22 protein-coding genes are annotated in these 26,002 nt (G+C 54.2%); 8 read left to right on the forward strand and 14 right to left on the reverse strand.

Annotation, left to right across the window (positions count from 1 at the left end; all coding sequences use genetic code 11):
• Nucleotides 1-15 precede the first annotated feature (15 nt).
• Genes TREPR_RS15600 through TREPR_RS15610 form a run of 3 tightly spaced genes read right to left on the reverse strand, consistent with a single transcriptional unit; the run spans nucleotide 16 to nucleotide 2,784 of the window.
• A complete protein-coding gene (locus TREPR_RS15600) occupies nucleotides 16-1,212 on the reverse strand; it encodes an amidohydrolase family protein (RefSeq protein ID WP_015709312.1) in 1,197 nt (398 codons plus the stop codon).
• Nucleotides 1,205-1,972, reverse strand: coding sequence for an aldo/keto reductase (locus tag TREPR_RS15605; protein ID WP_015709313.1), 768 nt, complete (start codon nucleotides 1,970-1,972; stop codon nucleotides 1,205-1,207). The genes TREPR_RS15600 and TREPR_RS15605 overlap by 8 nt, the downstream gene beginning before the upstream one ends.
• Nucleotides 1,972-2,784, reverse strand: coding sequence for a creatininase family protein (locus TREPR_RS15610; protein WP_015709314.1), 813 nt, complete (start codon nucleotides 2,782-2,784; stop codon nucleotides 1,972-1,974). Before TREPR_RS15610 ends, TREPR_RS15605 begins: the two co-directional genes overlap by 1 nt.
• A gap of 222 nt (nucleotides 2,785-3,006) precedes the next feature.
• Here TREPR_RS15610 and TREPR_RS15615 point away from each other — a divergent pair, with 222 nt between their 5' ends.
• A complete protein-coding gene (locus TREPR_RS15615; protein ID WP_041611252.1) occupies nucleotides 3,007-5,178 on the forward strand; it encodes a hypothetical protein in 2,172 nt (723 codons plus the stop codon).
• 73 nt (nucleotides 5,179-5,251) lie between these two features.
• Here the strand turns inward: TREPR_RS15615 and TREPR_RS15620 are convergent, their stop codons facing one another.
• On the reverse strand, nucleotides 5,252-5,896 hold the full coding sequence (locus tag TREPR_RS15620; protein WP_015709315.1) for an SAM-dependent methyltransferase: 645 nt from the start codon (nucleotides 5,894-5,896) through the stop codon (nucleotides 5,252-5,254).
• Nucleotides 5,897-5,948: 52 nt separating this feature from the next.
• On the opposite strand from TREPR_RS15620, the gene TREPR_RS15625 reads away from it, so the two are divergent.
• The 3 genes from TREPR_RS15625 (at nucleotide 5,949) to TREPR_RS15635 (ending at nucleotide 8,655) form a co-directional block, all read left to right on the forward strand.
• Nucleotides 5,949-7,001: a polyprenyl synthetase family protein gene (locus tag TREPR_RS15625; RefSeq protein WP_015709316.1), complete on the forward strand. Its 1,053-nt coding sequence runs from the start codon at nucleotides 5,949-5,951 to the stop codon at nucleotides 6,999-7,001.
• Between the two features lie 10 nt (nucleotides 7,002-7,011).
• Nucleotides 7,012-7,608 (forward strand): bifunctional nuclease family protein, encoded by a 597-nt coding sequence (locus TREPR_RS15630; protein WP_015709317.1) that lies wholly within the window; start codon nucleotides 7,012-7,014, stop codon nucleotides 7,606-7,608.
• A 69-nt stretch (nucleotides 7,609-7,677) separates the two neighbouring features.
• Nucleotides 7,678-8,655, forward strand: coding sequence for a peptidoglycan DD-metalloendopeptidase family protein (locus TREPR_RS15635; protein WP_148257346.1), 978 nt, complete (start codon nucleotides 7,678-7,680; stop codon nucleotides 8,653-8,655).
• Nucleotides 8,656-8,677: 22 nt separating this feature from the next.
• Here TREPR_RS15635 and TREPR_RS15640 read toward each other — a convergent pair whose 3' ends face one another.
• Nucleotides 8,678-10,810, reverse strand: a complete 2,133-nt coding sequence (locus TREPR_RS15640) for a hypothetical protein (RefSeq protein WP_148257347.1) — start codon at nucleotides 10,808-10,810, stop codon at nucleotides 8,678-8,680.
• A gap of 234 nt (nucleotides 10,811-11,044) precedes the next feature.
• On the opposite strand from TREPR_RS15640, the gene nox reads away from it, so the two are divergent.
• A complete protein-coding gene (gene nox / locus TREPR_RS15645) occupies nucleotides 11,045-12,379 on the forward strand; it encodes a H2O-forming NADH oxidase (RefSeq protein WP_015709321.1) in 1,335 nt (444 codons plus the stop codon).
• A 47-nt stretch (nucleotides 12,380-12,426) separates the two neighbouring features.
• Here the strand turns inward: nox and TREPR_RS15650 are convergent, their stop codons facing one another.
• Genes TREPR_RS15650 through TREPR_RS15685 form a run of 8 tightly spaced genes read right to left on the reverse strand, consistent with a single transcriptional unit; the run spans nucleotide 12,427 to nucleotide 20,837 of the window.
• The gene (locus TREPR_RS15650) at nucleotides 12,427-13,494 is read right to left on the reverse strand and encodes a PLP-dependent aminotransferase family protein (protein ID WP_015709322.1); all 1,068 of its coding nucleotides are present in this window, start codon (nucleotides 13,492-13,494) and stop codon (nucleotides 12,427-12,429) included.
• An 8-nt stretch (nucleotides 13,495-13,502) separates the two neighbouring features.
• Nucleotides 13,503-14,579, reverse strand: coding sequence for a M42 family metallopeptidase (locus tag TREPR_RS15655; RefSeq protein WP_015709323.1), 1,077 nt, complete (start codon nucleotides 14,577-14,579; stop codon nucleotides 13,503-13,505).
• Nucleotides 14,580-14,599: 20 nt separating this feature from the next.
• The gene (locus TREPR_RS15660) at nucleotides 14,600-15,367 is read right to left on the reverse strand and encodes a creatininase family protein (protein ID WP_015709324.1); all 768 of its coding nucleotides are present in this window, start codon (nucleotides 15,365-15,367) and stop codon (nucleotides 14,600-14,602) included.
• Between the two features lie 56 nt (nucleotides 15,368-15,423).
• Entirely contained in the window at nucleotides 15,424-16,956 is a 1,533-nt protein-coding gene (locus TREPR_RS15665) for an ABC transporter substrate-binding protein (protein ID WP_015709325.1), read from the reverse strand.
• A gap of 45 nt (nucleotides 16,957-17,001) precedes the next feature.
• The gene (locus tag TREPR_RS15670; RefSeq protein WP_015709326.1) at nucleotides 17,002-17,958 is read right to left on the reverse strand and encodes an ABC transporter ATP-binding protein; all 957 of its coding nucleotides are present in this window, start codon (nucleotides 17,956-17,958) and stop codon (nucleotides 17,002-17,004) included.
• Nucleotides 17,955-18,989, reverse strand: a complete 1,035-nt coding sequence (locus TREPR_RS15675; protein ID WP_015709327.1) for an ABC transporter ATP-binding protein — start codon at nucleotides 18,987-18,989, stop codon at nucleotides 17,955-17,957. The genes TREPR_RS15670 and TREPR_RS15675 overlap by 4 nt, the downstream gene beginning before the upstream one ends.
• Nucleotides 18,990-18,996: 7 nt before the next feature.
• A complete protein-coding gene (locus TREPR_RS15680; protein WP_015709328.1) occupies nucleotides 18,997-19,878 on the reverse strand; it encodes an ABC transporter permease in 882 nt (293 codons plus the stop codon).
• On the reverse strand, nucleotides 19,875-20,837 hold the full coding sequence (locus tag TREPR_RS15685; protein WP_015709329.1) for an ABC transporter permease: 963 nt from the start codon (nucleotides 20,835-20,837) through the stop codon (nucleotides 19,875-19,877). Before TREPR_RS15685 ends, TREPR_RS15680 begins: the two co-directional genes overlap by 4 nt.
• Nucleotides 20,838-21,225: 388 nt before the next feature.
• Here TREPR_RS15685 and TREPR_RS15690 point away from each other — a divergent pair, with 388 nt between their 5' ends.
• The 3 genes from TREPR_RS15690 to TREPR_RS15700 are packed head-to-tail and all read left to right on the forward strand — an operon-like array spanning nucleotide 21,226 to nucleotide 23,827.
• The gene (locus tag TREPR_RS15690) at nucleotides 21,226-22,227 is read left to right on the forward strand and encodes a TIGR03915 family putative DNA repair protein (protein ID WP_015709330.1); all 1,002 of its coding nucleotides are present in this window, start codon (nucleotides 21,226-21,228) and stop codon (nucleotides 22,225-22,227) included.
• The gene (locus TREPR_RS15695) at nucleotides 22,224-22,787 is read left to right on the forward strand and encodes a virulence RhuM family protein (protein WP_015709331.1); all 564 of its coding nucleotides are present in this window, start codon (nucleotides 22,224-22,226) and stop codon (nucleotides 22,785-22,787) included. The genes TREPR_RS15690 and TREPR_RS15695 overlap by 4 nt, the downstream gene beginning before the upstream one ends.
• The gene (locus TREPR_RS15700; RefSeq protein WP_015709332.1) at nucleotides 22,784-23,827 is read left to right on the forward strand and encodes a Gfo/Idh/MocA family protein; all 1,044 of its coding nucleotides are present in this window, start codon (nucleotides 22,784-22,786) and stop codon (nucleotides 23,825-23,827) included. Before TREPR_RS15695 ends, TREPR_RS15700 begins: the two co-directional genes overlap by 4 nt.
• A 52-nt stretch (nucleotides 23,828-23,879) precedes the next feature.
• Here TREPR_RS15700 and TREPR_RS15705 read toward each other — a convergent pair whose 3' ends face one another.
• Nucleotides 23,880-26,000: a methyl-accepting chemotaxis protein gene (locus tag TREPR_RS15705; protein ID WP_052299739.1), complete on the reverse strand. Its 2,121-nt coding sequence runs from the start codon at nucleotides 25,998-26,000 to the stop codon at nucleotides 23,880-23,882.
• Between the last annotated feature and the right edge of the window lie 2 nt (nucleotides 26,001-26,002).

The following is a 26,002-nucleotide window of genomic DNA, read 5'->3' on the forward strand; positions in this document are numbered from 1 at the left end:
AGATATAAATCAGACCTATAAAATAGATCGAATCGCCTCTTCCCACACTATCTTTATCCCTTTTATGGCCTTTGCTTTTGACTGTTCCAGTATTCCTGCAATATCCGGCGAGGATTTAAAATCTTTTTTCAGTGCCTTGCCGGAAATGGCCACATGGCGAACATCCGCAGCAGAAGCTCCGTACAGATACTGGATAAAAGGATAACTAAGGGGCTGGAACCGGCTAAGGTCAACCACAGAAACATTCCCTGCCATGCCTATTTCAATCCGCCCCAGCTCGCTGTTCCTGCCCAGGGCCCTGGCGCCGGCCACAGTAGCAGCGTAGAGCGCATCGTTAGCCTTGTAGCGCCCGGGGTCAGCTTCCGCCTGTTTTGCTGCCAGGGCGGCGGTGCGCATTTCGGCGATCATGCAATTACCATAATTCCCGGTTCCCAGGGGGGTATTAACGCCACACCGAAGAAAGTCTACCCCGGGGTATTGCTTCCCTTCCTGGGCGCAGCCCAAGGCGCTTATGGCAGCCGCAGTCCCGGTGTATGCCATAAGTTCCCGCTCCCCCTTATCCGCCAGGGTGCACTGGCAGAGTGTAGTGCCGGGCCCTAAAAAGCCCAGGTCCGAAAGGGTAGTTATGGTGCGATCCTCCTGGGAAGAAAAAGCGGCATATACAGCTTTAAGGCCCCCGGCGGCCCGGTTTTCCCGAACCATAGCTTCGGCGGTGCATCCCCGGGGGAAATCGTAGCGTACAGCCGACGGGTACAGGGGCAATCCCAGCTGCTCCCCCGCATCCTGAACCAGAGGGATAAACTCAGGCAGACACAGTTCAACTACCGTAGTGGTGCCACCGGAGACGCCTTCCCAGAGGCCTGTGAAGGCTATGGCGGAAAGCTGATCCCGGCCCAGCATTTTTTGAGCCAGGGTAAGCATGGGTAACACCCGCGAATGTAACCAGCCGCCGCCCTGGGGTGCAGCGTTTCTGTCGGCCATAAGCCCCGCAAGCAGCCGGGAGGCGATGGAAGCGGAAGACATGTTTATCATGCCCGGCAGCACCATGCAGCCCTCGGCGTCCAGGGTCTCGCATTTAGCATTTATATCCGTATCGATTCTGCGTATCACCCCGGATTCAATCAGAATATCCGCATGGCGCAGTTTTTGTGCATTATAGCCTTCGTAGATAAAGGTATACACCAGCCCGTTTTTTATAAGCAGATCAGCCATTGGTCAACCCGTCAAAGTATTCATTGACAACAGCCAGATCTTCCCGCAGTTCCGAAAGGCTCGCCACACCGATATTGTACACATCAATAAAATCGTGGTGATCCAGAACCCAGCGCAGGGATCCCCTGATATCATGGATCAAATCACCGGCCCCCAGGGTTTTGATCACATATACCCCCTTGGCATATTTATGCCGGGCATCCTGCAAAGCCTTTACCATGCTGTCCATAGTCCCTTCATCGATCCTCGTCCCCTGCCGGTTAAGGGGCGCGCAGAGTATCTCTATTTCGGGAATGGCTGACGCAGCAGTAATAATACCGGTGCAGTGGCTTGAAAGGCCCACCGCCCGGATAACTCCCTTTTTCTTTGCCTGAACCAGCACCTCTAAGGCGGGCATGAGGGAAGGCAAAACGCCTTCGGGAACCTGGTGAAGCAGGAAAAGGTCGATGTAGTCCGTATCCAATTCAACCAAAGAACGCTCCAAATCCGCCGCCGCTTCTTCTGCGGAAGTTCCGTAGGTTTTAGAACTGATAACCACATCATGGCGGTTTACCAGCTTGAGTCCCGCAGCGACCTGGGTAATGCTGCCATAGGAATTGTCGGTATCCCAAAAATTCACCCCGTGCAGCTTAGCTGCTTCGGCAAGTATGGCCCCACCGAATTCAGGGGAAGCGCAGTTAATGTGTTCAGTACCGAAACAAACCTGGGATACCTCTATCCCTGCCAGGGAAGAGCGCCGGGATATTAAGGGCGTATTCATTATTTTTTCCAATACTTACAAACCGCATCGGCAATCCAATCCGCATAAAGGTCATAACAGATTTCGCCGGCCTTTGCATCCGCATCCGAAGGATCCCCCACAAACCCGGGAGTCTTATCCGCCCCTATAGGGGTATAGATGCCCAGGGCGCCGCCGTAATAATGCAGCCCTGCGGATTTTACCGGATTGGTATCCTCCGGGGGATGATAGGAACCACTATTGGAAATATCCACCAAATGGGGAGTAACTGCCATGACACAGGCGGTTTCATCCTCTCCCCCGTGGCCCTGGTGGGCGGCATTTTTAAGGAATTTCGGCCATTCATCGTTCATAGGGGGGATCCAGTTGACCACTATCACCGGAACATCATGCTCATCCCCCAGGTCCTTTGCCGCCACATGCATGGCTGCGAGATTTTCCGTATGGCTGACACAGAAAACCAGCCGCTTGAAACCGTTTTTAACCAGGGAAAGGGAAAGCTCGGTGACCATTTGAATAAAGGTTTTTTGGGACAAGGACACATTACCCAGGGTATTCTGCCGTTCAAAACGGTTGGTTTCCACCCCATAGGGCACACAAAAGGCCGGTAAGGCGGGGAGTCCCTTTTCTGTCAGCTTCTCTGCGGCCCTTTTAATGAGTTCCGTACCCTGCAGGGTATCCGCCGACAGGGGCAGATGGGTGGAGTGGTTCTCCACGGACCCAAAGGCAAGCACGGCAATGGGCGCCCGCTTAACCGCTTCGCCGAATTCAGCGGCGGTCATTTCCAGTATGGTTTTCGGCCCCCGCACTTCATACAGTAGTTCACCCTTCATATCAATTCCTTTTCAACCAGTTCCGGTCAGGTACGTTTTTATGGGGCGTAGACCCGTTGTTCATGATAATAAAATAAGCGGATGGCTGTCAATGAAGCGGCATTTTTATCAGCAATCTCAGTTTAACCAAGGGTGGCTCATTCTCAGGGAGCTCGGGGGAAGGCGAACTCTTGACATACCCCTCTGAATAGGCAATCTTAAAGAAGCTGAAGGAGAAATACTATGAAAATAACCCTTGACAAGTTAATGGGTAATACAGTGCCAGGCCTTCCCCCAGTAGGCTTACCAGGATATAAAAAACCGGAACTTTTCGGACAATCTGCTCCACGAGGAAAGCACGCCCTTTTCCCCCTGCTGGCCGTGACAATAGCCCTGGCGCTTACTGCCTGCGGTGATCCCGATGGGGGCCCCACCAATCTCCCCATTGGCGGCACTACCCCCACGGTTAGCACCGTGACCGTAAGCCCCGCCGACCCCAGCATTGCCAAGGGTGCAACCCAGGCCTTTACCGCCGTAGTTGACGGGACCAACGATCCCGCCCAAACCGTTACCTGGTCTGTTGCGGGGAACGCTAGAATCGCAACTGCCTTTAACGGGGCAACCCTCACCGTAGCTAACGATGAAATCGTAACAAGCCTCACCGTACGGGCCACATCCACGCTTGACCCCACCAAATTCGGCACAACCACCGTTACGCTGGTACCCTTCGGCACCCCGACCGTTACGTTAGTAACCGTAGACCCCGCCGACCCCAGCATTGCCAAGGGCGGAACCCAAGCCTTTACCGCTGTGGTTACCGGGTCGAACGATCCCACTCAAACCGTTACCTGGTCTGTTACGGGGCGCACTAACCCCGCAACCACCTTTGTCGGGACAACCCTCATCGTAGCCACCGATGAAACCGCAACAAGCCTCACCGTGCGGGCCACATCCACGTTTGACCCCACCAAATCCGGAATAACGACCGTTACGGTAGTAGCCGCCGGCACACCGACCGTTTCGTCAGTAACCGTAAGCCCCGCCAGCCCCAACATTGCCAAAGGCGGAACCCAAGCCTTTACCGCTACAGTTTCCGGGTTGAACAGTCCTGCCCAAACCGTTACCTGGTCTGTTACAGGGGGCGTGACCGGCACTGGTTTTAGTGGGACAACCCTCACCGTAGCCTCTAATGAAACCGCAACAAGCCTCACCGTGCGGGCCACATCCACGGTTGATCCCACCAAATCCGGCACCGCAACCGTTACAGTAACCGGGGCAACGCCGCCACCGACGCCGCCATCGTCAACGGTCCACTTTGTTGCCGCCGGTTATTGGTTCCGCTCTTCTCTCCCTTACGGCCCTTACGGCTTTGCCACCTCAAGCGACGGCAAAACCTGGACCTTGCAGACAAGCAGCTTCGGCTCCTCCTACATTCGCGACGTGGCCCATGGCAAGGACGGCAATGGCAACGGCCTCTGGGTCGCTGTAGGCGGGGGTAGCTTCAGTGATTACGGCAACGGCAATGGCGGCAAAATTGCTACCTCAAGCGACGGTGTAACCTGGACCCAGCAGAGCCACTCCTTCGGCAGCACCAACGTCGACGGCATTAACGGCGTGGCCTACGGCAAGGACAGCATTGGTAACGGCCTCTGGATCGCCGTGGGTAATAACGGCAAAATTGCTACCTCAAACGACGGTATAAACTGGGCCGTGCGTGCAACCAGCTTTGGCAGCACCGACGTTAACAGTGTGGCCTACGGCAAGTACGCCACCGGCAACAACGTCTGGGTCGCCGTGGGTGATGACGGCAAAATTGCTACCTCAGATAACGGCACAAACTGGTACCCGCTGAAAACTGACAGCTTCGACACCGCCTCTATTTACGACGTAGCCTACGGCAAGGACGAAAATGGTGATGGCCTCTGGGTCGCCGTGGGCAATTCCAAGTGGAGCTCCCTCATCACTTTTTCTGATTTCAGCAGACTTGCCACCTCAAAGGATGTCGAAACCTGGACCCAGCAGAAGCCAGACAGCTTCTCCGGCGGCCTCAATGAGCGCATTAACAGCGTGGCCTACGGCAAGGACGCTGACGGCAGCGGCCTCTGGGTCGCTGTGGGTAGTTCCGGCGAACTTGCCGTCTCAAAAGACGGCGTAAAATGGGACTCAAAGACAAGCGGCTTCGACATCGACACTAACTCCACCACCAACACCATCGCCAACGGTATTGACAGCGTGGCCTACGGCGTGGACGATAACGGCAACAGCCTCTGGGTCGCTGTGGGCGGCATCGATAAGCCCCAACTTTCCACGTCAAAGGATGGCGAAACATGGAACCGGCAGACAAGCTTAAACAACATTGGATTTACGATTGCATACATTAACGCCGTGGCCACCGACTTCGAGCCGCTACCCTAACCATTACCAACATACCCGCCCATGGGGCGGGTATGTATTTTCTAGAGCCCCATAGCCGAGAGAACGGCATCCCTTACCCGGCCTTCCGCCCCAGCCCAACATAGTAGGTCTCAAAGGATTCGCTGCGGCAAGCTTCGGGCTTGAAGCTTTTGCCGGTTTTGAACAGTTCCCGTATGCGTTTGAGTAAGGAGGCGGTGTCCCCCCCCTGGAATACCTTTACCAAGAGGCTGCCCCCTGCTGCCAGAGCGGTTTCCCCGTAAGCCAGGACTTCCTCCGCCAGGGCCAGGGACCGGAGGGTGTCCACGGAACGGTTCCCCGTGGTGGCCGGGGCGACATCGCTGATCACCAGGTTGAAGGGGCCCTGGGCAAGCAGGGCGTCCCGGACCCCGGGCTCGGTGATGTCCCCTTGGGTAAAGCGGAAATTGTCCCCATCAAAGAGGCCCTGGTCGTATTGCCGGGAAAGGGGGGAGAGGTCCGCCGCGGTGAGGAGGCAGCGCCGGTCCAGTTTGCGCAGCACATAGAGGCTCCAGCTTCCCGGGGCCGCGCCCAGGTCCAGGACCTTGAGGCTGGCGGGGCGCCCGTTTCCGGCGCTTCCGGCAAGGGGGCGGAGCAGACTGAACTTTTCGTCCATTTCCTTGAGTTTGTACACAGAGCGGGCTGGGTAGCCTTCTTTCTGGGCCTTCAGCGCCCAGTGGTCCGGTTTTTCATAGTTTGCCATCATAATCCTTTGAGGGCTTTAATTTATGAACCGCCCCATATAAGATAAGACCATGGATTCAAAGTATACTCCGGAGCTTGAAAAAATTGAAGCTGTTTTAAGCGCCTATTTACCGGAAAACCCCGGCCCCGCCTGGATTGCCGGCGTCTTTCCCGGACTGCCCGGCACAGTCTCGGCGGATTTGGTGAAGTCCCTGACCCTCCCGGGCTGGGACTTGCTGTCCCGTGGGGGCAAGCGCTGGCGGCCCCTGCTTACAACCCTGGTCTGCAAAAGCCTCGGCGGGGGCGATGCGGCCCTGGTCCTGACCCCTCTGGTGGAATTTCCCCATAACGCCAGCCTCATCCACGATGATATAGAAGATAACTCCGACGAACGCCGGGGCAAGCCGGCTGCCCACATTCTTTACGGGACCGACACGGCTATCAACGGGGGCTGCTTTCTGTACTTCCTCCCCCTGAGCTGCATCGATTCCTGGGACGCCCCGATGGAGCTAAAAAACCGGGTCTACCGTTTATGGGGGGAGTACATGCGGCGGCTCCACCTGGGCCAGGCCATGGATATCAGTTGGCACCGGGATTTTGCCTCCCTGCCGGGGCTGGAGGAATACGAACTCATGTGCCGCCTGAAAACCGGCTGCCTGGCAGGACTGGCCGCAGTACTGGGAGTTTATGGGGCCGCCGCCGGGAAGGGGATCCGGGTCGAAGAGATCGAACCATGGTCCGCCCGGCTGGGGGATGCGGCGGAAAAACTGGGGGTGGGTTTCCAGATACTGGACGATGTGAAGAACCTCAGCACCGGCAACCCGGGCAAAAAACGGGGAGACGATATTGTTGAGGGGAAGAAGAGCCTCCCGGTGCTGCTGTACCTTCACCAGCACCAGGGCGCCCGTGACTTGGTGGCCCGCTGTTTTACCGCAGCCAGGGCAGCAGGGGTGGGCGCCCCGGAAGTGGAGGAGCTTATCGCTGAGCTTGACCGTTCCGGTTCCTTGGGGGAGGCAAAAAGCCGGGGGCTTGCGCTCATTGCCGGGGCACGGGAAACCTTTGCCATGGAGGGCGCCCGGGAGGGTGGGCAAGGGCTTTTGGAATTGATAGATTCAATCAGTTAGGGGGTACGGTATGGATAGGATGCTGGAGGCCGAAATTTGGACCATCGCCCGGATAGATGAGGGAACTGCGGCGGTACTGCATCCCCTGGGGACGGAAATCGCCGTACCGATCTTTATAGGCCAGAATGAGGCCCAGGCCATACTCCTCGGCTTCGGGGAAGTGGCGACGTCCCGGCCCCTCATCCAGGATCTGCTCCTGGATCTGGCTAAAACCCAGGGGCTTACGCTAATCAGGGCTGAGATTAATGAAATACGGGACGGCGTTTTCTTTGCCCGGCTGGTTTTTTCCTCCCAGGATGAGGAGGAAAAGCCCCTGATCCTGGATTCCCGGCCTTCCGACGCCTTGGCCCTGGCGGTGCGCTGTAAATGTTCGGTTTTCATTGCCCGGAAGGTGGTGGATCAGGCGGGATTGCCGGTAGAATTCTTTCTTGATGCACTGGGAGGAACAATTTCTGCCGATACTATAGAAATAGCCGGGGAAGGGATCGCCGCTCACCGGACGGCGCTCCGGATGGAACTGGATCAGGCGGTAGCAGAGGAAGAGTATGAGCGGGCCGCGGAAATACGGGATGCTTTAGCCATCTTAGACAGGGGAAAAAAGGAATGAAGGTGTATACTTACATTTTTCATAATAATGTAATTGTCAATATTAAAAAAACCATATAAAATACAATCAATGGAAAAAATAATCCGGTTAGTAATGATTTTTTCCCTCATCTATTTTTTCCCCATCCCCGGCCATTCCCCTGGTCTCTGGGGGGAACTTCCCCCTAGCAAGTTGAATAAAGCCAGCCTCCCGGAAGCCGAAAACGGCATGGGTATGCCCTATCTCGAAAACGCATCCCTGGCCTTACCGGAAAATGAAAACACGGTTTCCGATGCTTCCCTGACCGGCATACCCGAGCCCGAGGCTTATTCCAAGCCCCAGATGCTGCTCTGCTTTTCCTACAAGGTCCGTCCCGGGGACACCATCGGGGTTCTGGCGGAAACCTTCGGCCTTAACCAGGACACCCTCCTGTCCCTGAACGGCATCAAGAATTCCCGGCTGCTCCAGATCGATCAGATACTCCGCATACCCAATCAGGACGGCATCCTCTATACAGTGAAAAAAGGGGACACCCTCCCCTCTATCGCCGAAAAATACGAACTTGAAACCGCCTCCATCCAAACGGCGAATGAGCTTTTCTCCGAGCAGGTCAATCCCAACACCAGCCTCTTCCTTCCCGGAGCCCGGCTTTCCCGGACTGATCTCCAGGAAATCAACGGAGACCTCTTTATGTGGCCTGTGCGGGGGTACATTACCTCCCCCTACGGTTATCGGCTCAGCCCCTTTACCAACAAGGAGCGGCAATTTCATACCGGCCTGGACATAGGCTCCGCTCATGGCACTCCCATACGGGCAGCCATGGCAGGACGGGTCTCTGCAATAGGCTATGACGGGGTTTCGGGGAACTATGTGGTGGTGACCCATCACTCAGGCTACCGCACTCTCTATGCCCACATGAGCCTGGTCAGAACCAAGACCGGCACCTACGTCCGCACCGGGGACATTATCGGCGACGTGGGCAGCACCGGCCTGAGTACCGGCCCCCACCTGCATTTTACGGTTTACAAAAACGGCGTTACGGTAAATCCACGGGCATTAATAAAATAAGCAGGTTTCGGAGCCCGGAGGCTCATTCCTTATCCAGCACCGAATCAATCAGGTCCTGAAAATCCCGGTCGAGCTTTTCCAGGATTTTCCTATCCGGGCTAAGCAGGTTTTCGTTAATATAATTAACCCCATCCCGTTCCAGGATAAATTCATCCTCGTTTTCACCGGATTCCTGGGGTATTTCAAGGTCCGGAAGGTTCTCCTCTACATCGCCATCCTCATCGTCCGGGGACTCCAGAACCTCAATTTCATTGGCCATCTCTGTTTGGAAGGGCTGGGAGAATAAGGGGTTTACGAGATAGGCCCCGATTTCCTCCGCCAGGGTTTCCCGGGTGTCCTCTTGAACCGGTTCCTCGTCAAGGAGTTCCAACTGCTCCTCTTTTAACGCATGCTCCCCGGGGAAATCCGAAAGGATGGTGGAAAAGGGTGATACAATTTCAAAATCTTCGATCAGTGAATCCTCCTCGCCATCGTTTTCGTTTTCGTTTTCGTTTTCCAACTCCCCAGGGACAGGACTGAATTCGATTTCACTGGCCAGGGCGTCCAAATCTTGCCCAGGGGATGGTCCATCGTCATTGTCCAATTCTGACAGATCAAGTTCCTGAAATTCCGCTACCCTTTGGGGTTTGATCGCCGAAAAGTCCGCCCCCTCAGCCGGCTCATCAAAAATTTCTTCCAGGGTTTCTATTTCCTCTTCGCTGTTCGTTATTTCAAAGTTATCCAGGGATACCTCTTCAAAGTCCAGCTTAGGTGGTGATTCATGCTTAATATTTTCCAGAGCTTCCTTTTCACCGGCGGCTTCCGCTTCTTCCTGTACAACAAATTTTCTGGTTTCAGGCGGGTTGTACAGGGGCGGTTTTGGAGCTGAATCCTGCATATCCCGAAAAAGGCGGCTTAGAAGGGCTTGGAGTTTTTCCTCATCCATAGTTGTACCGGTTTTCTGTTCCACCCTATTGCCGATAACCGTCACCAGCTCGTCCCAGGATTTGTCGATCAGGGCGTCGATTTCCCTGGCCTCAGCCACATTGGTTTTAATGCCCCGCTTTAATTCTGAGCGGACATCTTCCCGGCGCAGTTCAAGTTCCTTCTTCCAACGACTCCAGTCCGCCTCCTCCTTATGTTCATAGTACTCGGTAATAAGATTAACCTGGAGTTGTTTCAAGCGGTTGTGGAATATGGTCAAATTGTCCTGGCGGAGGTTGAAGAGCAAAAAAATGATGAGATAAACGGTGAGGAAGAAGACAGCAAGGAGGATGATCTGCATGGCCGGAGGGAAGGATAGGAGGGACCCATTTACCAGGCGGCCTACAAAGATACCCTGGGAGGTTTTAGCGGAAACAAGGAACAGTCTAGTTTCTATCGAGCCTGAATTGAGGGTGCTTATGGAAAGTATCCCATCGTTCCAGACCGAACTGATCAGGGGGACCAAGACGCTTTTCCCCGTATAGGGAAGGCCGGTGACCATACCCTGGGGCCGGGAGATAATCGAAACATCCTCCCCCACTTTTATCCGACCTTCACTTACCATCTGTTCCATGACCGCCCGAACAGAAAGGGAAAAAATAGCGGTACCCCGGTATAAATCATAGGAGTCGTAAAAGGGAAAGGAGAAGATAATCCGTTCCCCGGATTCATCCAGGAAAAGCCGGGCTCCCCCCCCATCAGGAACTTCCAACTGCCCATAGGGTATATAGCCCACTGTTTCATTGTACTGCCGATAGACACTATAATTCCGATCCTGCCCCAGAATATCCGGGGCATAGGTGGAATAGTGTATCATGCGCCCACCTGAATCAATAAACCGTATGTACTGAAGCCCCCCCAGGGAGTCCTGAAGGGCTCCGAAAAGTCTTGACCGTTCGTTAATATTCTCCGAGCCATGGTTGGTAAGAAAACTCCGCCGTACAGCCCCCTCTTTCAGGGTAGCGGCAAAACGGATTTGCAGTTCCCGGAGAAATTCCTCGATGGTTTTTGCATCCCCATTGATTTCCCGGGTGATAGCCCTGGTTACTGAAGGGTTATAAAACCGGATTTCCAAGCGATTTAACAGACCGGAAAACGCCAGGATCGTAAAACCGGCGAATAACAACAGGGAAATCAATAAACTCAGCGCAGCCTTTCGGGAAACAAACACAGAATTAATCCTATCACTCATATAATACTATAGTATAAAAAAGACAGATACCCTTTATTATCGGAGGATACCTAAATAGAATGAACCTCTGCGGAGCAAGCTTCGAAGAATTGCTACCCAGGGAGGATATAATTTTCTTTCACTATAGTGCATTATTTATCGATATCTTTCTATTTTTTCTTGATTTTTCCCAAAAAATAGGGTAAATTTTAGTAATACATACTAAAAAAGTAAACAAATAGTAAGGAGTGATCTATGAGCAAAATCGTATTAATCGGCGCAAATCATGCGGGGACGGCGGCGGCCAACACTATCCTGGACAATTATCCCGGGAATGAGTTGGTCATTTTCGATGGCAACAATAATATCAGCTATCTGGGCTGCGGTACCGCCCTCTACATTGGACGGCAGATCGATGATCCCCAGACTCTGTTCTATTCATCCAAGGAAAAACTCACCGCCAAAAAAGCAGTGGTCCACATGGAGACCGAGATCAAGCGGGTCGATTTTGACGCCAAGAAGGTCTATGCCACTGACAAGAGCGGGAAGGAAATTGTGGAGGGCTATGACAAGCTCATCCTGGCCACCGGGTCCCTTCCCATCACCCCAAAACTGCCGGGCATGGATCTGGGGAATGTGGAATTTGTCAAACTCTACCAGGACGGACAGAAGATCGACAAACTCCTGGAGGGGGATGCGGTTAAGAACGTGGCGGTAATCGGCGCCGGATATATCGGGGTGGAGATTGCGGAAGCCATACGCCGCCGGGGAAAGAATGCCCTGCTCTTTGAGGCTGCGGATACCAGCCTTTCCAATTATTACGACGACTGGTTCACCCATGACATGGACAAGGTCCTCTCGGCTAACGGGGTGGTGCTCCACTTCGGCGAGATGGTGAAGGAAATTAAGGGTGACGGGAAGGTTAAGGCCATCACCACCGACAAGGGGGAGTATCCGGTGGATCTGGTGATCATGGCCATCGGCTTCCGGCCCAATAGCAGCCTGGGGGGGAAGGACCTGGAAGTATTTGCCAACGGCGCCTACAAGGTCAACCTCAAACAGGAAACCAGCAAACCCGGGGTTTACGCTGTCGGGGACTGTGCCACGGTGTACAGTAACGCTACCCAGAACAGCGCCTATATCGCCCTGGCCACCAATGCGGTGCGCAGCGGTGTTGTGGCGGGCCATAATGCCGGGGGCACTCCCCTGGAATCAGTGGGGGTCCAGGGCTCCAACGGCATCTGCATCTTCGGCTACAAGATGGTTTCCACAGGGCTCAACCTCAAGGCGGCGGAGAAGGCGGGCTTTACCCCGGTCTACACCCAGTTTGAGGATTTCCAGAAACCGGCCTTTATCAAGGACGATAACCACAAGGTAAAGATCCGCATTGTATACGACAAAACCACCCGCCGGGTACTGGGGACCCAGATGGCTTCCTACAACGATATTTCCATGGGGATACACATGTTCTCCCTGGCGATTGAAGAAAAGGTTACCATTGATAAGCTGAAGCTGCTGGACATATTCTTCCTGCCCCACTTCAACCAGCCCTACAACTATATTACCATGGCGGCCCTTAGCGCCAAGTAATTTGGGATTACAATTACTGTTGTTGATTGCCCGGAACGGCTGCGGCCTTACCGGGCTATTTTTTTCAGGGCTTCGCAGACCTGGGTCATTTCTTCTGCAGAATAGCGCTGATCAAGGGAGACCGAAAAGATACGGCTGTAAATATAATCCGCCCCGGGATAATCGGCCAGGTTTACTTCGCCGTGGAAGGGCCAGTACACCGTGGTTTTTACCCCCTCCCCGGCCAGGACTTCCCGGACTTTCTCCCGGTCCGGGGAGTATAGGGCTAAGTGGCTGGGGCAGACCCCTTCCCCCAGCTCCGAAAACACCGGGTAGACAGCATCGCTGAAGGGGTCCCGGGAAAGCACCGCGGCATAATTTCCCCGGCGCCTCTCAATAAGTTCCCTGTAGGGATACTGTGTCATAATACGCTCCGAAAGCTCGTCGCTTTCAAAAGCGTCGAAGATCTGACGCAGGCGCATTTCAGTGGCCCAGAAAATTTCGCTTACCCGCTCTTCCGTAGCGCCTGGGGAATGGGCCAGGACCCGGCCCTGTTCCTCAAAACACTCCAGCCGGCCCCGGACATGCTCCCCTTCCGGGGGAAGCAGGGACTGGCTGAAATGACCGTGCCGCTTTACCGCCACGCCCCCCGAGGGAATCCCCATCCACTTCCGCAGACTGCCTGCGGTATAATCCGCCCTTTCATCAATGCCGTCCGCAGAAAAGATACTGTGGGTCAGGTCTTGGATGATCCCCACCCCGGCGTCCGCACATTCCCTGACAAATTCCGGATCATAAAATGAAAAACCATAGTAACCGCAGAGGCCGAGAACAGAAATGTGAGGGATAAGGTCCCTGTCAAAAATCGGGGTAAGCCGATCCGGGGACACGTCGTAAAAGCGCAGGGCATACCCGGCTTTTTTGTAGGGGGCAATGACGGTTTCACAGGTATAGGCGGGAAGGTAGGCGACTCGTTTTGTGTCTCCTTGCATAAAGTCCCGGAGACAGTAATAGATGGCGCAGCGGCCGGACATACAGAACCGCAGATCCTCTCCGCCGAGGATTTCCCTTATGTCCTGTTTTTCCCCGGGGTACGCACCGGCGTCCTCCAGGCCAAACATTCCCCCTACACCCATGGGTCCCCTTAGAAACCGGCGATAATCTCCGCACTCAGGGCGCGGATCACCTCGCAGCCAAGCTTCACGGAATTTTCAAAATCCGCGTAGGAAGCGATGCCGTAATGGGTATGGATGTACCGCACCGGAATACCGATGACAATGACCGGAACCGCTTTCCCGGTAAGGTGGATGATCCCGCCGTTGGTGGAGCCCCCGGTGCGGACCGCATCCTGAACCGGAATGCCCTTTTTACCCGCCAGATCCAGAGCAAAGCGTTGGAACCGGGGGTTGGTGATCATCCGGGCGTCGATATGCCTGAGCATGGGCCCCTTCCGTAGGGCGGTCTGGACGGCGTAGGCATCCACCACCGTATCGTCCGCCGGGCTGCCCTCAAAGGAAACGGCGATGTCCGGCCTGACTACCTGGGCGGTAACCGTGGCGCCCCGGAGCCCCACCTCTTCCTGGGCGGCAAAGGCCCCGGTAACATTTACCCCCAGCTCTGTCCCCGCCAGCTCCCGCAGGGTAGCCAGGATCGCCGCGCTTCCCAGGCGGTTGTCAAAAGCCTTGCCTATCATGGTATCCCGGTTCTCCTGGTATTCAAACTGAACATCCGGGATCACCGGGGCGGCAACCTTAATCCGGTACTCTTCCCGGATTTCCCGATCGCTGGAGGCGCCTACATCAATGGCCATGTCAGAAACATCGGGGACCGCCTTTCTTTCCGCATCCGAAAGGAAGTGGGGGGGCTTACTGCAAATAACCCCGGATATCCACTGCCCATCCTGATTGAGGACCCGGACCCGGTGGGCGGGTATATTGGAAGGAACCCAGCCACCCAGGGTGATAAAATCCAGCACCCCATTGGGGCGTATGGCCTTGACCATAAAGCCCACTTCGTCGCTGTGGGCGTCAAGCTGCACCTGGGGGAGCCCCGGCTTATGGCCGGAACGTTTCAGGTAGAGATTCCGCATGGCATCCTCGGAAAATTCTCCCAGCCCTTCACCGTAACGGCGGAGAACCGCCACAGCCTCATCCTCAAAGCCCGAAACCCCCGGGGCATTGGAAATCGCTTCTATCATTCCTAAAGTTTGTTTCTTTTCCATCTTGTTATCCTTTGCTTTGTTCAGCGGGGAAGTTTTACCTTTTCAAATTCAAGCACAAAATCTGCGAGATAATCAGCCATGGCCTGAAGCATCTTCTTTCCCCATTCTTCGGTGGCGGTATTGGGGTGATCCGGGCCAATCCAGCCATTGTCGGTTACATGGTTGGTAAGCCGGGGAATGGTCACCTGAATCCCCTTGTACTCAACGGTATTGAATCCCGTAGCCTTGAAGGCCGGGGAGACATCCTTCAAAATCATATCCTTGTTGATCTCATTCATGTCCACCAGGGAGGGATCGATCCCCATGATTCCCGCAGTTTCCTCGCCACCCCCGTGGCCGCCCTTCCAGGCAGGGTCCATTTCCCACACATTGAGCCACCAGTTAAGAAGCGACAGGAGGCAGCCCTCTTTGTCCAACTCAATGCCCAGCTTTTCTATGGTTCTGACATTTCCCCCGTGGCCGTTAAGAAAAATAAATTTCCTCGCCCCATGGAGTTTAAGGCTGTCCACAATGCGGCGAAGGAGCTGATAGAGCAGATCCACCCCCAGGTTGATGGTACCCGGGAAAGGTTCCAGACTGTCACAGGAACCAAAGGGGATGGTGGGAACAATCAGGATGTCCTTGTTTTTTTCTTCCAACAGTTCCAGTATCCGATTGGGAATCATGGTATCCGTGCCCAGAGGCAGATGCCGTCCGTGACATTCGATACTGCCCACAGTCAGGAGCACCGTATCGTGGGTTTTAAAATAAGTCTCCGCCTGAGGCCAGGTCATGTGAGCTAAGCGCATATATCCTCCGTTAAATTGTTTCAATCCCGGCGTTTGGGCCGGGATTGAAATTACTTTTACTTTTTTACCTGAACATTTTCCAGCTTATGATATCCGATAGGATCAATGAAAAAGTTCTCTACATTATTATTACCGCCTACATTAATTTCCGTATAGGCAATATTAACGTTATTCTCTAGGTCCGCCAGATAAATGGCCAGATCCTTATAGGCCTTTTCCCGGATTGCAGGGTCCACGCTGGTACGGCCCAGGTCCACCAGGCGGTCAACTTCGGGATCCGCAGTAAAGGTGCGGTTACCCGCGGCGCCCTGCTGGCTGGAGTGTTCCAGGGAATAATAGGTATAATCCGCGTCCTTGGTGGAAGTTACCCACCCAAAGGCGCCCATGTCATGTTCACCCGCGGTAGAACGCTGGATAAAGGCGCCTAATTCCATAACTTCAAGCCGGGCGGTAATGCCCACGTTCCTGAGCATCTCTATAATAGCCTGGCAAATTTCAACCCGCTGCACACTGTTATTAACCCACAGAGAACAGCTAAAGCCATTGGGATACCCTGCCTGGGCAAGAAGCTGTTTAGAAAGTTCTGGGTCAAATTTGTCAACCCCGGTTTCAAAGTAGCCATACACCGCCGGTGCGATAATAGCATCCGCAGCCTGGCCGGCGCCGCTCAATACGGTATCCACAATGAGCTGCCGGTCGATGGCGTGGCTGATTGCCTGGCGGACCAACTTGTTGTTAAAGGGGGCCTTCCGCATGTTCATAGAAATATAGGTACAGGAAAGGGAGGGAGCCTTAAAAACAGTAAGCTTGTCATTTCCGGTGATAATTTTTAAGTCATTGGGGGTAAGATCGTAGGCAAGATCCAATTCCCCGGTTTCCAGGGCGATGGTCCGCTGGGACGGCTCGGGAATAACCTTCATAATAAGGTTTTTTGTCTTAGGAGCGCCGGCATAATAATCCGCAAAGGCTTCCATCTGCACAGAATCGCTCTGCTTCCAGGAAACGAACTTATAGGGCCCGGATCCGATGGGGTGCTGGATAAACCCGGTGGGATTGGCTTCCACAGCAGCCTTGGGAATAATAGCCGCAAAGGGTACCGACAGGTTACGGAGAGTGGGGCCGTAGGGGGCGTGGGTATTAACCACCACCGTATAGGGATCCTCCACAGTAACATTGGAAATAAAGTCCACAATGTAGGCGACCGCAGGGGTTGCGATGGCCCGGTCCAGGGAGAACTTAACATCCGCAGCGGTCAGTTCGGTCCCGTCGTGGAATTTGATTCCCTTTCTGATAAAGAAGCGGTAGGAAGTGGGTGACAGTTGTTCCCACCGTTCCGCGATCTGGGGCTTAAGCTCGTTGGTAACCCCGTCAACTTCCACCAGGGTATCAAAGATATGGTTAGTTACCGTGACCGCCGGCGTTTCCTTGCCGATATGGGGGTCAAGGGAAGTTACATCCGCCCCCTGTCCAAAAATGATAGTATCCTTGTACCCACCCGCCTGGGCCTTGGATCCGCTTTTTCCACAACCGGCAAGCGCCATTACCAGGCAGATCAAACCAATTGCAAAACAGATATTCTGTTTTTTCATCTTACTCCTCCTTAACAATTATAACGCCGTAACACGGCAGTTTTTCTACGCAATCAGTGTACATGCAGCAAAATGATTTTCCCCCACTTCCCGGAAGGGGATATCGGTCCCCACACAAGTTTCCTGAGCCCTGGGACAGCGTTTTGCAAAGCGGCAGCCCGGGGCCGGTTCTATGGGGGAAGTCAGCTCCCCCTTTAGGATGGTGCGCTGCATGTCAAAATCCGGGTCCGGTACAGGAATCGCCGAAAGCAGGGCCTGTGTATAGGGGTGTAGGGGCTTTTCAAAAAGCTGCGCCGCCGGGGCCTTTTCCACCATCTGCCCCAGGTACATCACCAGGATATCGTCGGAAAGGTGTTTCACCACCGAAAGATCATGGGTGATAAAAAGATAGGTAAAGCCCAACTCTTCCTGGAGGTCCTGCATGAGGTTGAGTATCTGGGCCTGGATAGAAACGTCCAGGGCGCTTACCGGTTCATCGCAGATAATAAGCTTGGGATTAAGGGCCAGCACCCGGGCAATGCCGATGCGCTGCCGCCGGCCGCCGTCCAGCTCATGGGGGTAGGTGTTGACCAGCCGGGGGGCAAGGCCCACCATGTCCATCAGTTCCAGGGAACGCTTGTTCAGCCCCTCCCTGTCACGGGGTGAATAGAGTTTCTGTATTATCAGAGCTTCGCTGATGGTCTGGCTCACGGTCATCCGGGGATTAAGAGACGCAAAGGGGTCCTGGAAAATGATCTGCATATCCCTGCGCAAGCTCTTCAGCTGATTCTTATCGTAGTGAAGGATATTGTACCCGTTAAAAAACACCCTACCCGAAGTCGGCTCATGGAGCCGGAGTATGGTCCGACCCAGGGTACTTTTACCGCAGCCCGACTCCCCTACTATCCCCAGAGTAGCCCCGGTTGAAACAGTAAAGCTGACATCATCAACCGCATGGAGCATCCCTGCAGGGGTATGGAAATATTTTTTCAGGTTTTCTACCTGGAGGAGTTCCTTGCTCACCCTAGTTCCCCTCCTTTGGACAAATCCGCCAGTATGGCTGTCTGCATGGGCGGCAACCCGGTCCGGGCATGGATACAGCGCACCTGGTGCCCATCAGCAGAAGCTATGCCAGCCAGTTCCGGATGCTCCCTGCCGCAGGCATCGGAAACATAATCGCAGCGGGTATGGAATTTGCATCCCGAGGGCAAATTGGTGGGGTCCGGCATGAGCCCCCTGATGGGATTAAGCCGCTTTACTTCTTTTGCAAGGCTGGGGATGGACCCCAGAAGCCCCATGGTATAGGGATGCTTCGGGTTCTTAAAAATATCCCTGAGGCTTCCGTATTCCACAATCTCACCCGCATAAATGATGGCCACATGATCGCAGTTCTGGGCCACCACCCCAAGGTCGTGGGTGATGAGCAGCATGGAGGTGTTTAACCTGGTTTTCAGTGATCGGATCATTTCCAGCACCTGGGCCTGGATAGTCACATCTAGGGCGGTGGTGGGCTCATCGGCAATAAGCAGCTTGGGGTTGCAGGCCAGGGCAATGGCGATGATGACCCGCTGCTTCATCCCCCCGGAGAACTGGTGGGGGTACTCGTTGAGGCGATCCGCAGAAATGCCCACCATTTCAAGCATATCCGCCGCAGCAGAAATAACCTCTTTGGGGGTCATTTTATTGTGGGTCCTGATGACTTCCATGATCTGATCACCCACGGTCATCACCGGGTTAAGGCTGGTCATGGGGTCCTGGAAGATCATGGATATCTGCTTGCCCCGGATCTCCCGCATCTTCGCCTCCCCTATCCTGAGGAGGTCCTGGCCGTCAAAGATCACCTTGCCCCCCAGGACTTCCCCAGGCGGGCGAGGAATAAGCCCCATGACGCCCCGGGCCAGGGTTGTCTTTCCCGCCCCGGTTTCCCCCACCAGGCCCAGGGTATGCTTTTCCTTCATGGAAAAACTCACCCCGTTCAGGGCTTCCACAATGCCGTCGTCGGTAACATACCGGATAACCAAATCTTCAATACGGAGCAATTCCTGTTCAGCCATAGGTGCCTCAGGTCTTTAGCCGGGGATCCAGGGCATCCCGCAGACCGTCCCCCAGCACATTGAGAGCCAGGATGGTCAGCATGATACCGAGCCCGGGAATAACCGTGATATGCCAGCCGTCCCGTATATAGGACCGGGCCCCGGAAAGCATGGAACCCCATTCAGGGGTGGGAGGTTGTATACCCAGCCCCAGAAAGGAAAGCCCCGCAATGGAAAGAATGGCCCCGGCCACACCCAAGGTAGCTTGGATAATCAGAGGCGCCAGGGAGTTGGGGAGTATATACCGGAAAATGATCCGCATATCCCCCGCGCCCAGGGCCCGGGCAGCCTCGATATATTCCTGCTCCTTCACCATCAGCACCGAAGCCCGGACCGTCCGGGCAAAGGTAGGAATATAGGCCACCGCAATGGCGATAAGCACGTTCACCAGGCTGGTCCCCAGGGCCGCCACAATCGCTGTTGCCAGGAGCATGGACGGGATAGCCAGCAGGATATCCATGAAACGCATAATTGCATTATCCGGAATCTTGCCGTAATACCCCGCCAGGGCGCCCAAAACGCTCCCTATTATAGTAGAAATGATGACAGCAGCGCTTCCCATAAAAAGGGAATTCCGCACAGCCCAGAGCATCCTGAAAAGAACATTCCGCCCAAATTCATCAAGCCCAAAGGGATACTGCGGGCTGGGCCCCTGGAGCCGCAGCCTGAGATTCTGTTTGATCACATAATCGTTGTACACCCCATTGTGGGTTACCAGGTCGATAATAATTGTTCCTACGGCAATTGCAAAAAGGGCAAGGAGAAAGCCCAAACCCACCAGGGCAAGTTTATTTTTCTTCAGCCGCCGCCAAGCCTCCCCCCAAAGGGAACGCTGTTTATTTTCTTTCATGCCGCTTTCCTCGCAGTGCCCTTGTACTGAGATTTTATCCGGGGGTCCACGAACCCATAAATAATATCCACCACCAGATTTACTACCGAAAACATGATGGCCATGAAAACCACCGCCCCCATAACCATGGGGATATCCTTGCGGGTGATGGAATCCACCATGAGCCGCCCCAGGCCGGGCCAGGAAAAGACGGTTTCCGTCAGCATGGCCCCCCCCAAAAGGTGGCCGAACTGGAGGCCCACCGCGGTGATAATCGGGATAAGGGCGTTTTTAAACATATGCTTCCGGGTTACTTCTTTTTCGGTGATCCCCTTTGACCGGGCGGTAAAGATATAATCCTGCCGGATAACCTCCAGCATGGAAGACCGGGTCATACGCACCACCGTGGCGGCGACCCCGGTACCCAGGGTTATAGCGGGAAGCACGATGCTCCGCAGCAGGGGGATAAATCCGGTTCCCATACCCTGGGAAGGAAGCCACCCCAACTTGAGCGCAAAGAGCAGAGACAAGAGGAGCCCCAGCCAGAAATTCGGCATGGAAACCCCCACCAGGGAAAGGACTATGGAGGCATTATCCAGGGCGGTATACTGCTTTTTCGCCGACAGTATCCCTATGGGAATACCAATGATCAGGGCCACCACTATCCCCGAAAAAGCCAAGATACAAGTATTGGGAAATTTGTCCCAAACCTGATCCCACACACTGAGCTTATTACGGTAGGAAATCCCCAGGTCCCCCTGGCACATGTTTTTGACGTACCTGAAATACCGGATCAGCAGGGGATCGTTAAGCCCCAGCTCAACCCTAGTCTGCGCCAAGGCCTCCGCAGTAGCCTGGTCGCCCAGGATAATCGCCGCAGGATCCCCGGGGGTTAAATTCATGATGAAAAAGACAATGAAGGTGACCCCCAGCAATACGGGGATCAGTAATAAAAGCCGTTTAATGATATATTTCAACATACAAAGTATCTCCCTAGCCCATTAAAAAATCGTGTGTAACAATCGATAACGGTGTATGTATTTTATAGTACTTACTTGGTAATCTTTTCTGGTTATAGCATGTTCTGTTTTTTTGGGCAAGTGGAGGATGTTGTTTAGCAATGGACAGTTTATGTTGGCTGTGCTGGGGTAGTGACCGGGTCTGGGGGGAATTGCCCCCCAGACCCTGCCTTTATCCCGGTATAGTTACCTTAAAGGGATTACTACACACAATGGCATGGAAGGCTTGGTTTCCCATAGTTTATCCCATTCCTGAGAACCGCCTTTGGCTAAATTGAGAATTACTGGTGGCGGGTTTTTCCCCTTGTAATTCATACTAAACGTGTGTATAGTGTATATGGAAGATATTATGATAGAATATACCTATGACGGCTCCCTGGAGGGGCTTTTTGACATTCTTGAGACGGTTTGCGGGGCGGCTGAGCCGGAGGCGGCGCTGCCAAGCCATATACGCCGGGCTGGGGGAGCCAGGGGGAAAGGCGGCGCAGCGGAAACTGGCCAGCTGGAGCTTTTTGATGGGGAAACAGCGGTCGACAGCCAGCCGCAGCGGGTGTTTTCTGTGCCGGCTTCAGCAGAAGAGCGCCCTGGGGTATTTCCAGCGAGGGCTTTAGCTGGAGAGCGACCTGCGGTATTTTCAGCGGCGGCTTCAGCAGGGGAGTTCCCTATGCAGGAGCCGGAAACCCTGTCATCAGTGGCGCTGGAATTTCAGGAGCTTTCCGCTGATGCGTTTGACCGCTTTGTTTATGGATGGATGAGCGAGCTTCCTATTGAGGCGGAACTTATACACTTTGCCTGGAACGTGCTTGCTGCAGGCCGGCGCCTTCCCCAGGGGGCGGGGTCGCCGGAAGCGCGGGCGGCGGCGGAACAGGTGGCAGCGGATCGGGGGGATCCGGTGACCCAGCGGGTGCTGGAGGCGGCCTACAAGGTCTGGAAGGAGATAGACCGGCTCCGGGGGCTCCTCCGCTTTTCACCGAATGCTGCGGGGATTCATATTGCCCGCTGTGCCCCGGACCACTTTGTGCTGCCCGGGCTGGGGGTCCACTTTACCCTGCGCTTCGGGGAAACACCCTGGGCCATCATCGACGAGGCACGGGGCTTGGGGCTGTTCCGCCTCCCCGGGGAGGAAGCCCGGATCCTTGGGCTGGAGGAACTACCCACAGGCATTGCGGATGCCCCTGGAGCGGCGCAGGCGGGGGCGGATCCCTGGGGGGACCCCTGGGAGGGACTTTGGCAAAACTACCACCGGAGCGTTACCAATGAAAGCCGGATCAATCCCCAGCTTCAGCGGCAGTTCATGCCCCGGCGTTACTGGAAGTATTTGCCGGAGCTAAGGGAGGAGGAGAAGGAATGAAACCTAATACACCTGCCAATGAAATAATCCTCTATCAGCCGGATAGCGCAGTTAAACTGGAAGTTCGGCTGGAAGATGAGACCGTATGGCTTAACCGCCGACAGATAGCGGATTTGTTTGAAAGGGATATAAAAACAATCGGTAAGCATATCAATAATGCCTTAAATGAAGAATTAGCAAATTTTTCAGTTGTCGCAAATTTTGCGACAACTGCGGCAGACGGTAAAATTTACCAAGTAGAATACTATAACCTTGACATGATTTTATCCGTGGGCTATCGGGTAAAATCCCAGCGAGGAATTCAGTTCAGAATTTGGGCAAACCGTGTTCTTAAAGAATATCTGCTAAAAGGGTATTCTGTAAACCAGCGTTTTGAACGCATTGAACAGCAAGTCTCGGATACAAAACGGCGCCTTACAAGAACAGAAGAAAAAATCGATTTTTTCTCCAAATTTGCCTCCCAAACCTCTATCTATTTCACAGATCTACGCTGGGGCTTTGATCAGAAAAGTCCGAAGGTATATATTATTGTCATATACTATTCAAAGAGGCCCGTTTGAAACCAATCCCCGTTGCCATCATCGGCTTAGGCCGCATCGCCAGTCTCCTGGAAGACGACGCTCTCCGGGAAAAACCCTGCACCCATGCCGGGGCAATCGCCGCCAACCAGGACTGCACTATTGCTGCGGGCTGCGACCGTGATGAGGAGCGCCGCCGGCTCTTTGCGGAACGCTGGACTAGCCCGGTCTATGCGGATGCCGCTGCCATGCTGGAAGCCCAGCGCCCCGGCATAGTCCACATCGCCACCCACCCGGATAGCCATTACTATTACTGCGAGCTTGCCGCCCGTCACGGGGTTCCGGTGGTGGTTTGCGAGAAGCCCCTGGCGGATACTTTGCGGGAAGCCCGGAAAATCGCGGCGCTCCATAAAAGCGGGCGGATTAAAATCCTTACCAACCACGAACGGCGCTACTCTGCGGACTATGTCCGGGCAAAGGCGATCCTGGAAGAGGAACGGCTCGGCCCCCTGCTCAGCGTGCGGATGGCCCTGTACATGGGCAAGACCCGGCGTCTCCTGGACGTGCTCTGGCATGACGGGACCCACCTGGCTGATGCGGCTATGTTCCTGATCGGCGGGACCCTGCAACACCGGCGGCATTGGGGGGCGCGGCTCGGCGCCGGAAAAGGGACCGCCTGGCTGGAAGGGTGGTTTCAAACGAAACAGAATGCCTCGCCAGCCGATGCTTCGAAAACTGGCATAACAGGGGCTGGCAAGACAGAGCGGATTCCTTTCCTCATGGAGATTGGGGCGGGGCGGGATCACCTGGTCTTTGAGCTGGAATTTTCCTGCGCCCGGGGGCGGCTGCGGATCGGGAACGGGGTCTTCGAGGTTTGGGAAAGCGCTGAGAGCCCCTACGCCGAGGGGTTCCGGTCCCTTGCCAGAACCGGGGAAGCCTTTGAGGGAAAGACGGGGTACTTTGCCAACATGATGGAAGACGCCGTTGCCTGCTGCCGGGAAAGCGGGCGGCAGCCCCAGTCCAGCGCTGCGGATGGGCTGGCTGTGATCGAGTATCTGCATTCAGTGAAGGCTTGGAGCTAAACCGCGCAAATAGGATAATTCCCGCGCAAATAAGCTGTACGTCGAATGTTTTTTAAACCTTAAATTTCGATACCTCTTCGTTCAGGGTATCAATATTACGCTTGTTCTCTTCGCTTATTTCATTAACCCGGTTTACCGCCCCAGTGATCCTATCCGCCCCGGAGGACATTTCGTCCATACTCATGGCGACCTCCCTGGTTGACTTCATCAGCTCGGCGCTCTGACGCATTACTTCTCCACTTTCAGCGGTCATGTCTGTGGAGCCCTGCCGCACCTTGCCGGTAACATCATTCAGCCGGGCTATGGCGTCCAGAATATCTTTACTGCCCATTTCCTGTTCTTCCATGGAGGTGCGGATATTGGCCTCCTGATCGGACACGGTTCTGACCGCTTCCTCAATGGTTCCGAAACGGTTCAGTACCACCTGGGTTGACTGGGTAATCGAATCAATGGAGGCTTTGATTTTTTTAAGAACGCTGCTGATGGTTTTTGACTGCTGCCCGGAAGATTCAGCCAGTTTTCGTATCTCGTCGGCAACTACCGCAAAACCCTTGCCCGCTTCCCCCGCGTGGGCTGCTTCTATGGCGGCGTTCATGGACAGGAGGTTGGTCTGGGAAGAAATATTCTGCATAACGGAATTTATCTCCAGGAGTCCTTCTGAATCCTTGGCAATTTCCTGGATGTTGGAAGAAACAAGCTGGATATCAGCCCTGCCGATTTCCGATGATTCAGTGAGGGCGCTGACATTGGCAGTATTACTAACAAGGGTTTCCACCACTATCCGGATATGGGTAAACATTTCCTCTATGGCCGCAGAAGATTTGGCCACATCTTCGGACTGCACAACTATATGCCCATTAAGGTCATCCGCACTTTCCCTGATCCGCCCCATGGCGTCCCCGGTTTTGGTTACATCATCCGCCTGGTTGTTTACATGGTTCTTTATGTTCCGGATATTTTCAGCTATTTCGCTCACCGTTTCTGCGGTGGCGCCCATTTTGCTTTCCAGCTCGGTTCCCGTAGTTTCAAGCAAAAGCGCTTGTTGTTTGATCAGGGTAATTAAATTCTGTATTTTTTCAAAGGTCAAATTAAGGAATTCCGCCAGATTGCCTATTTCATCCTTACCGGTTACAGGAAGCCGCTTGGTCAGGTCCCAGTCCGCCGATATTTCCCCTATTATCACTATCATATTTTCCAGGGGCTTAAGGATTCTGATGATAAACACGTTGAAAATTATAAATATCAATAACACTACGAGGATCATGACTAAAAATATTCCCGCCAGAGGGCTCCTGAGGATCATCCCTATTTTCAGGGGCATGGACACGGACATATACCAGTTAAGCCGTGGAATACGACCCACCGCGTATTCATCCCTATCCAGGGTGAAGAGGCGAAGCTCATCGGCTCTCAGCACCTTTGCCGCGGCGACCACCGCTGTTCCGGTTGCCCCCAGATGGTCAGCAAGGCTGCCTTCCTTTGCCAGCAACGCAGCATCCCGAACTCCAGTTATTTTTCCGTCACTGTCAAAAAGGTAGAGCTCCGCGCTGGCGTCAAAGCCGTCAAACAAAACATCGATAAAATCAGTCAGGTCTATGCCGGTCCCCACGATGCCGATGGGCCGCCCGTTTTCCATCACCTGCACATTTATCCAGCAAAACGTTTTTTTCAGCCCGATATCGTAGTTTATATTAAAATTGAAATCTTCTTTCTGATTAAGGGTCCAGCCATACCAGGACGAATCAGGGTCAGCCGGGTCCAGGGTGTAGACATATTCGTTGCCGAAGTAATATTTCTTGTCCGTATCGTTAATCCAGAACACGTTGTTTCCCGTAAAGGAACGGCGGTACCCGGCAATTTCCCTGAAGGCGAGGCCCTCCAGTTCAGAATTGCCGGGATTAAGGAAATATTCTTTTATCAAAGGAGAATCGGCCATCTTCATAGCCAGGGCTATTTCCCCGTTGACCTGCCCTTCAAATTGCAGCCGACGGGTTTCAACAATCCGGGACAATTCCTGGTCCGTGGTATTCCGGACAATCTGCCTCATGGAAAGGAAGAAGGCCACCGCCCCGCCCGCAAGAATAATCAGAAAAACAACCAGGGAAAAAACCGCAAACCGGCGCTTGATCGAGGTCTTTCCGGGGGATTTCACGCCATGGGAATCGTGGGCCATAT

Source organism: Treponema primitia ZAS-2, assembly GCF_000214375.1.
GTDB classification, from domain to species: domain Bacteria; phylum Spirochaetota; class Spirochaetia; order Treponematales; family Breznakiellaceae; genus Termitinema; species Termitinema primitia.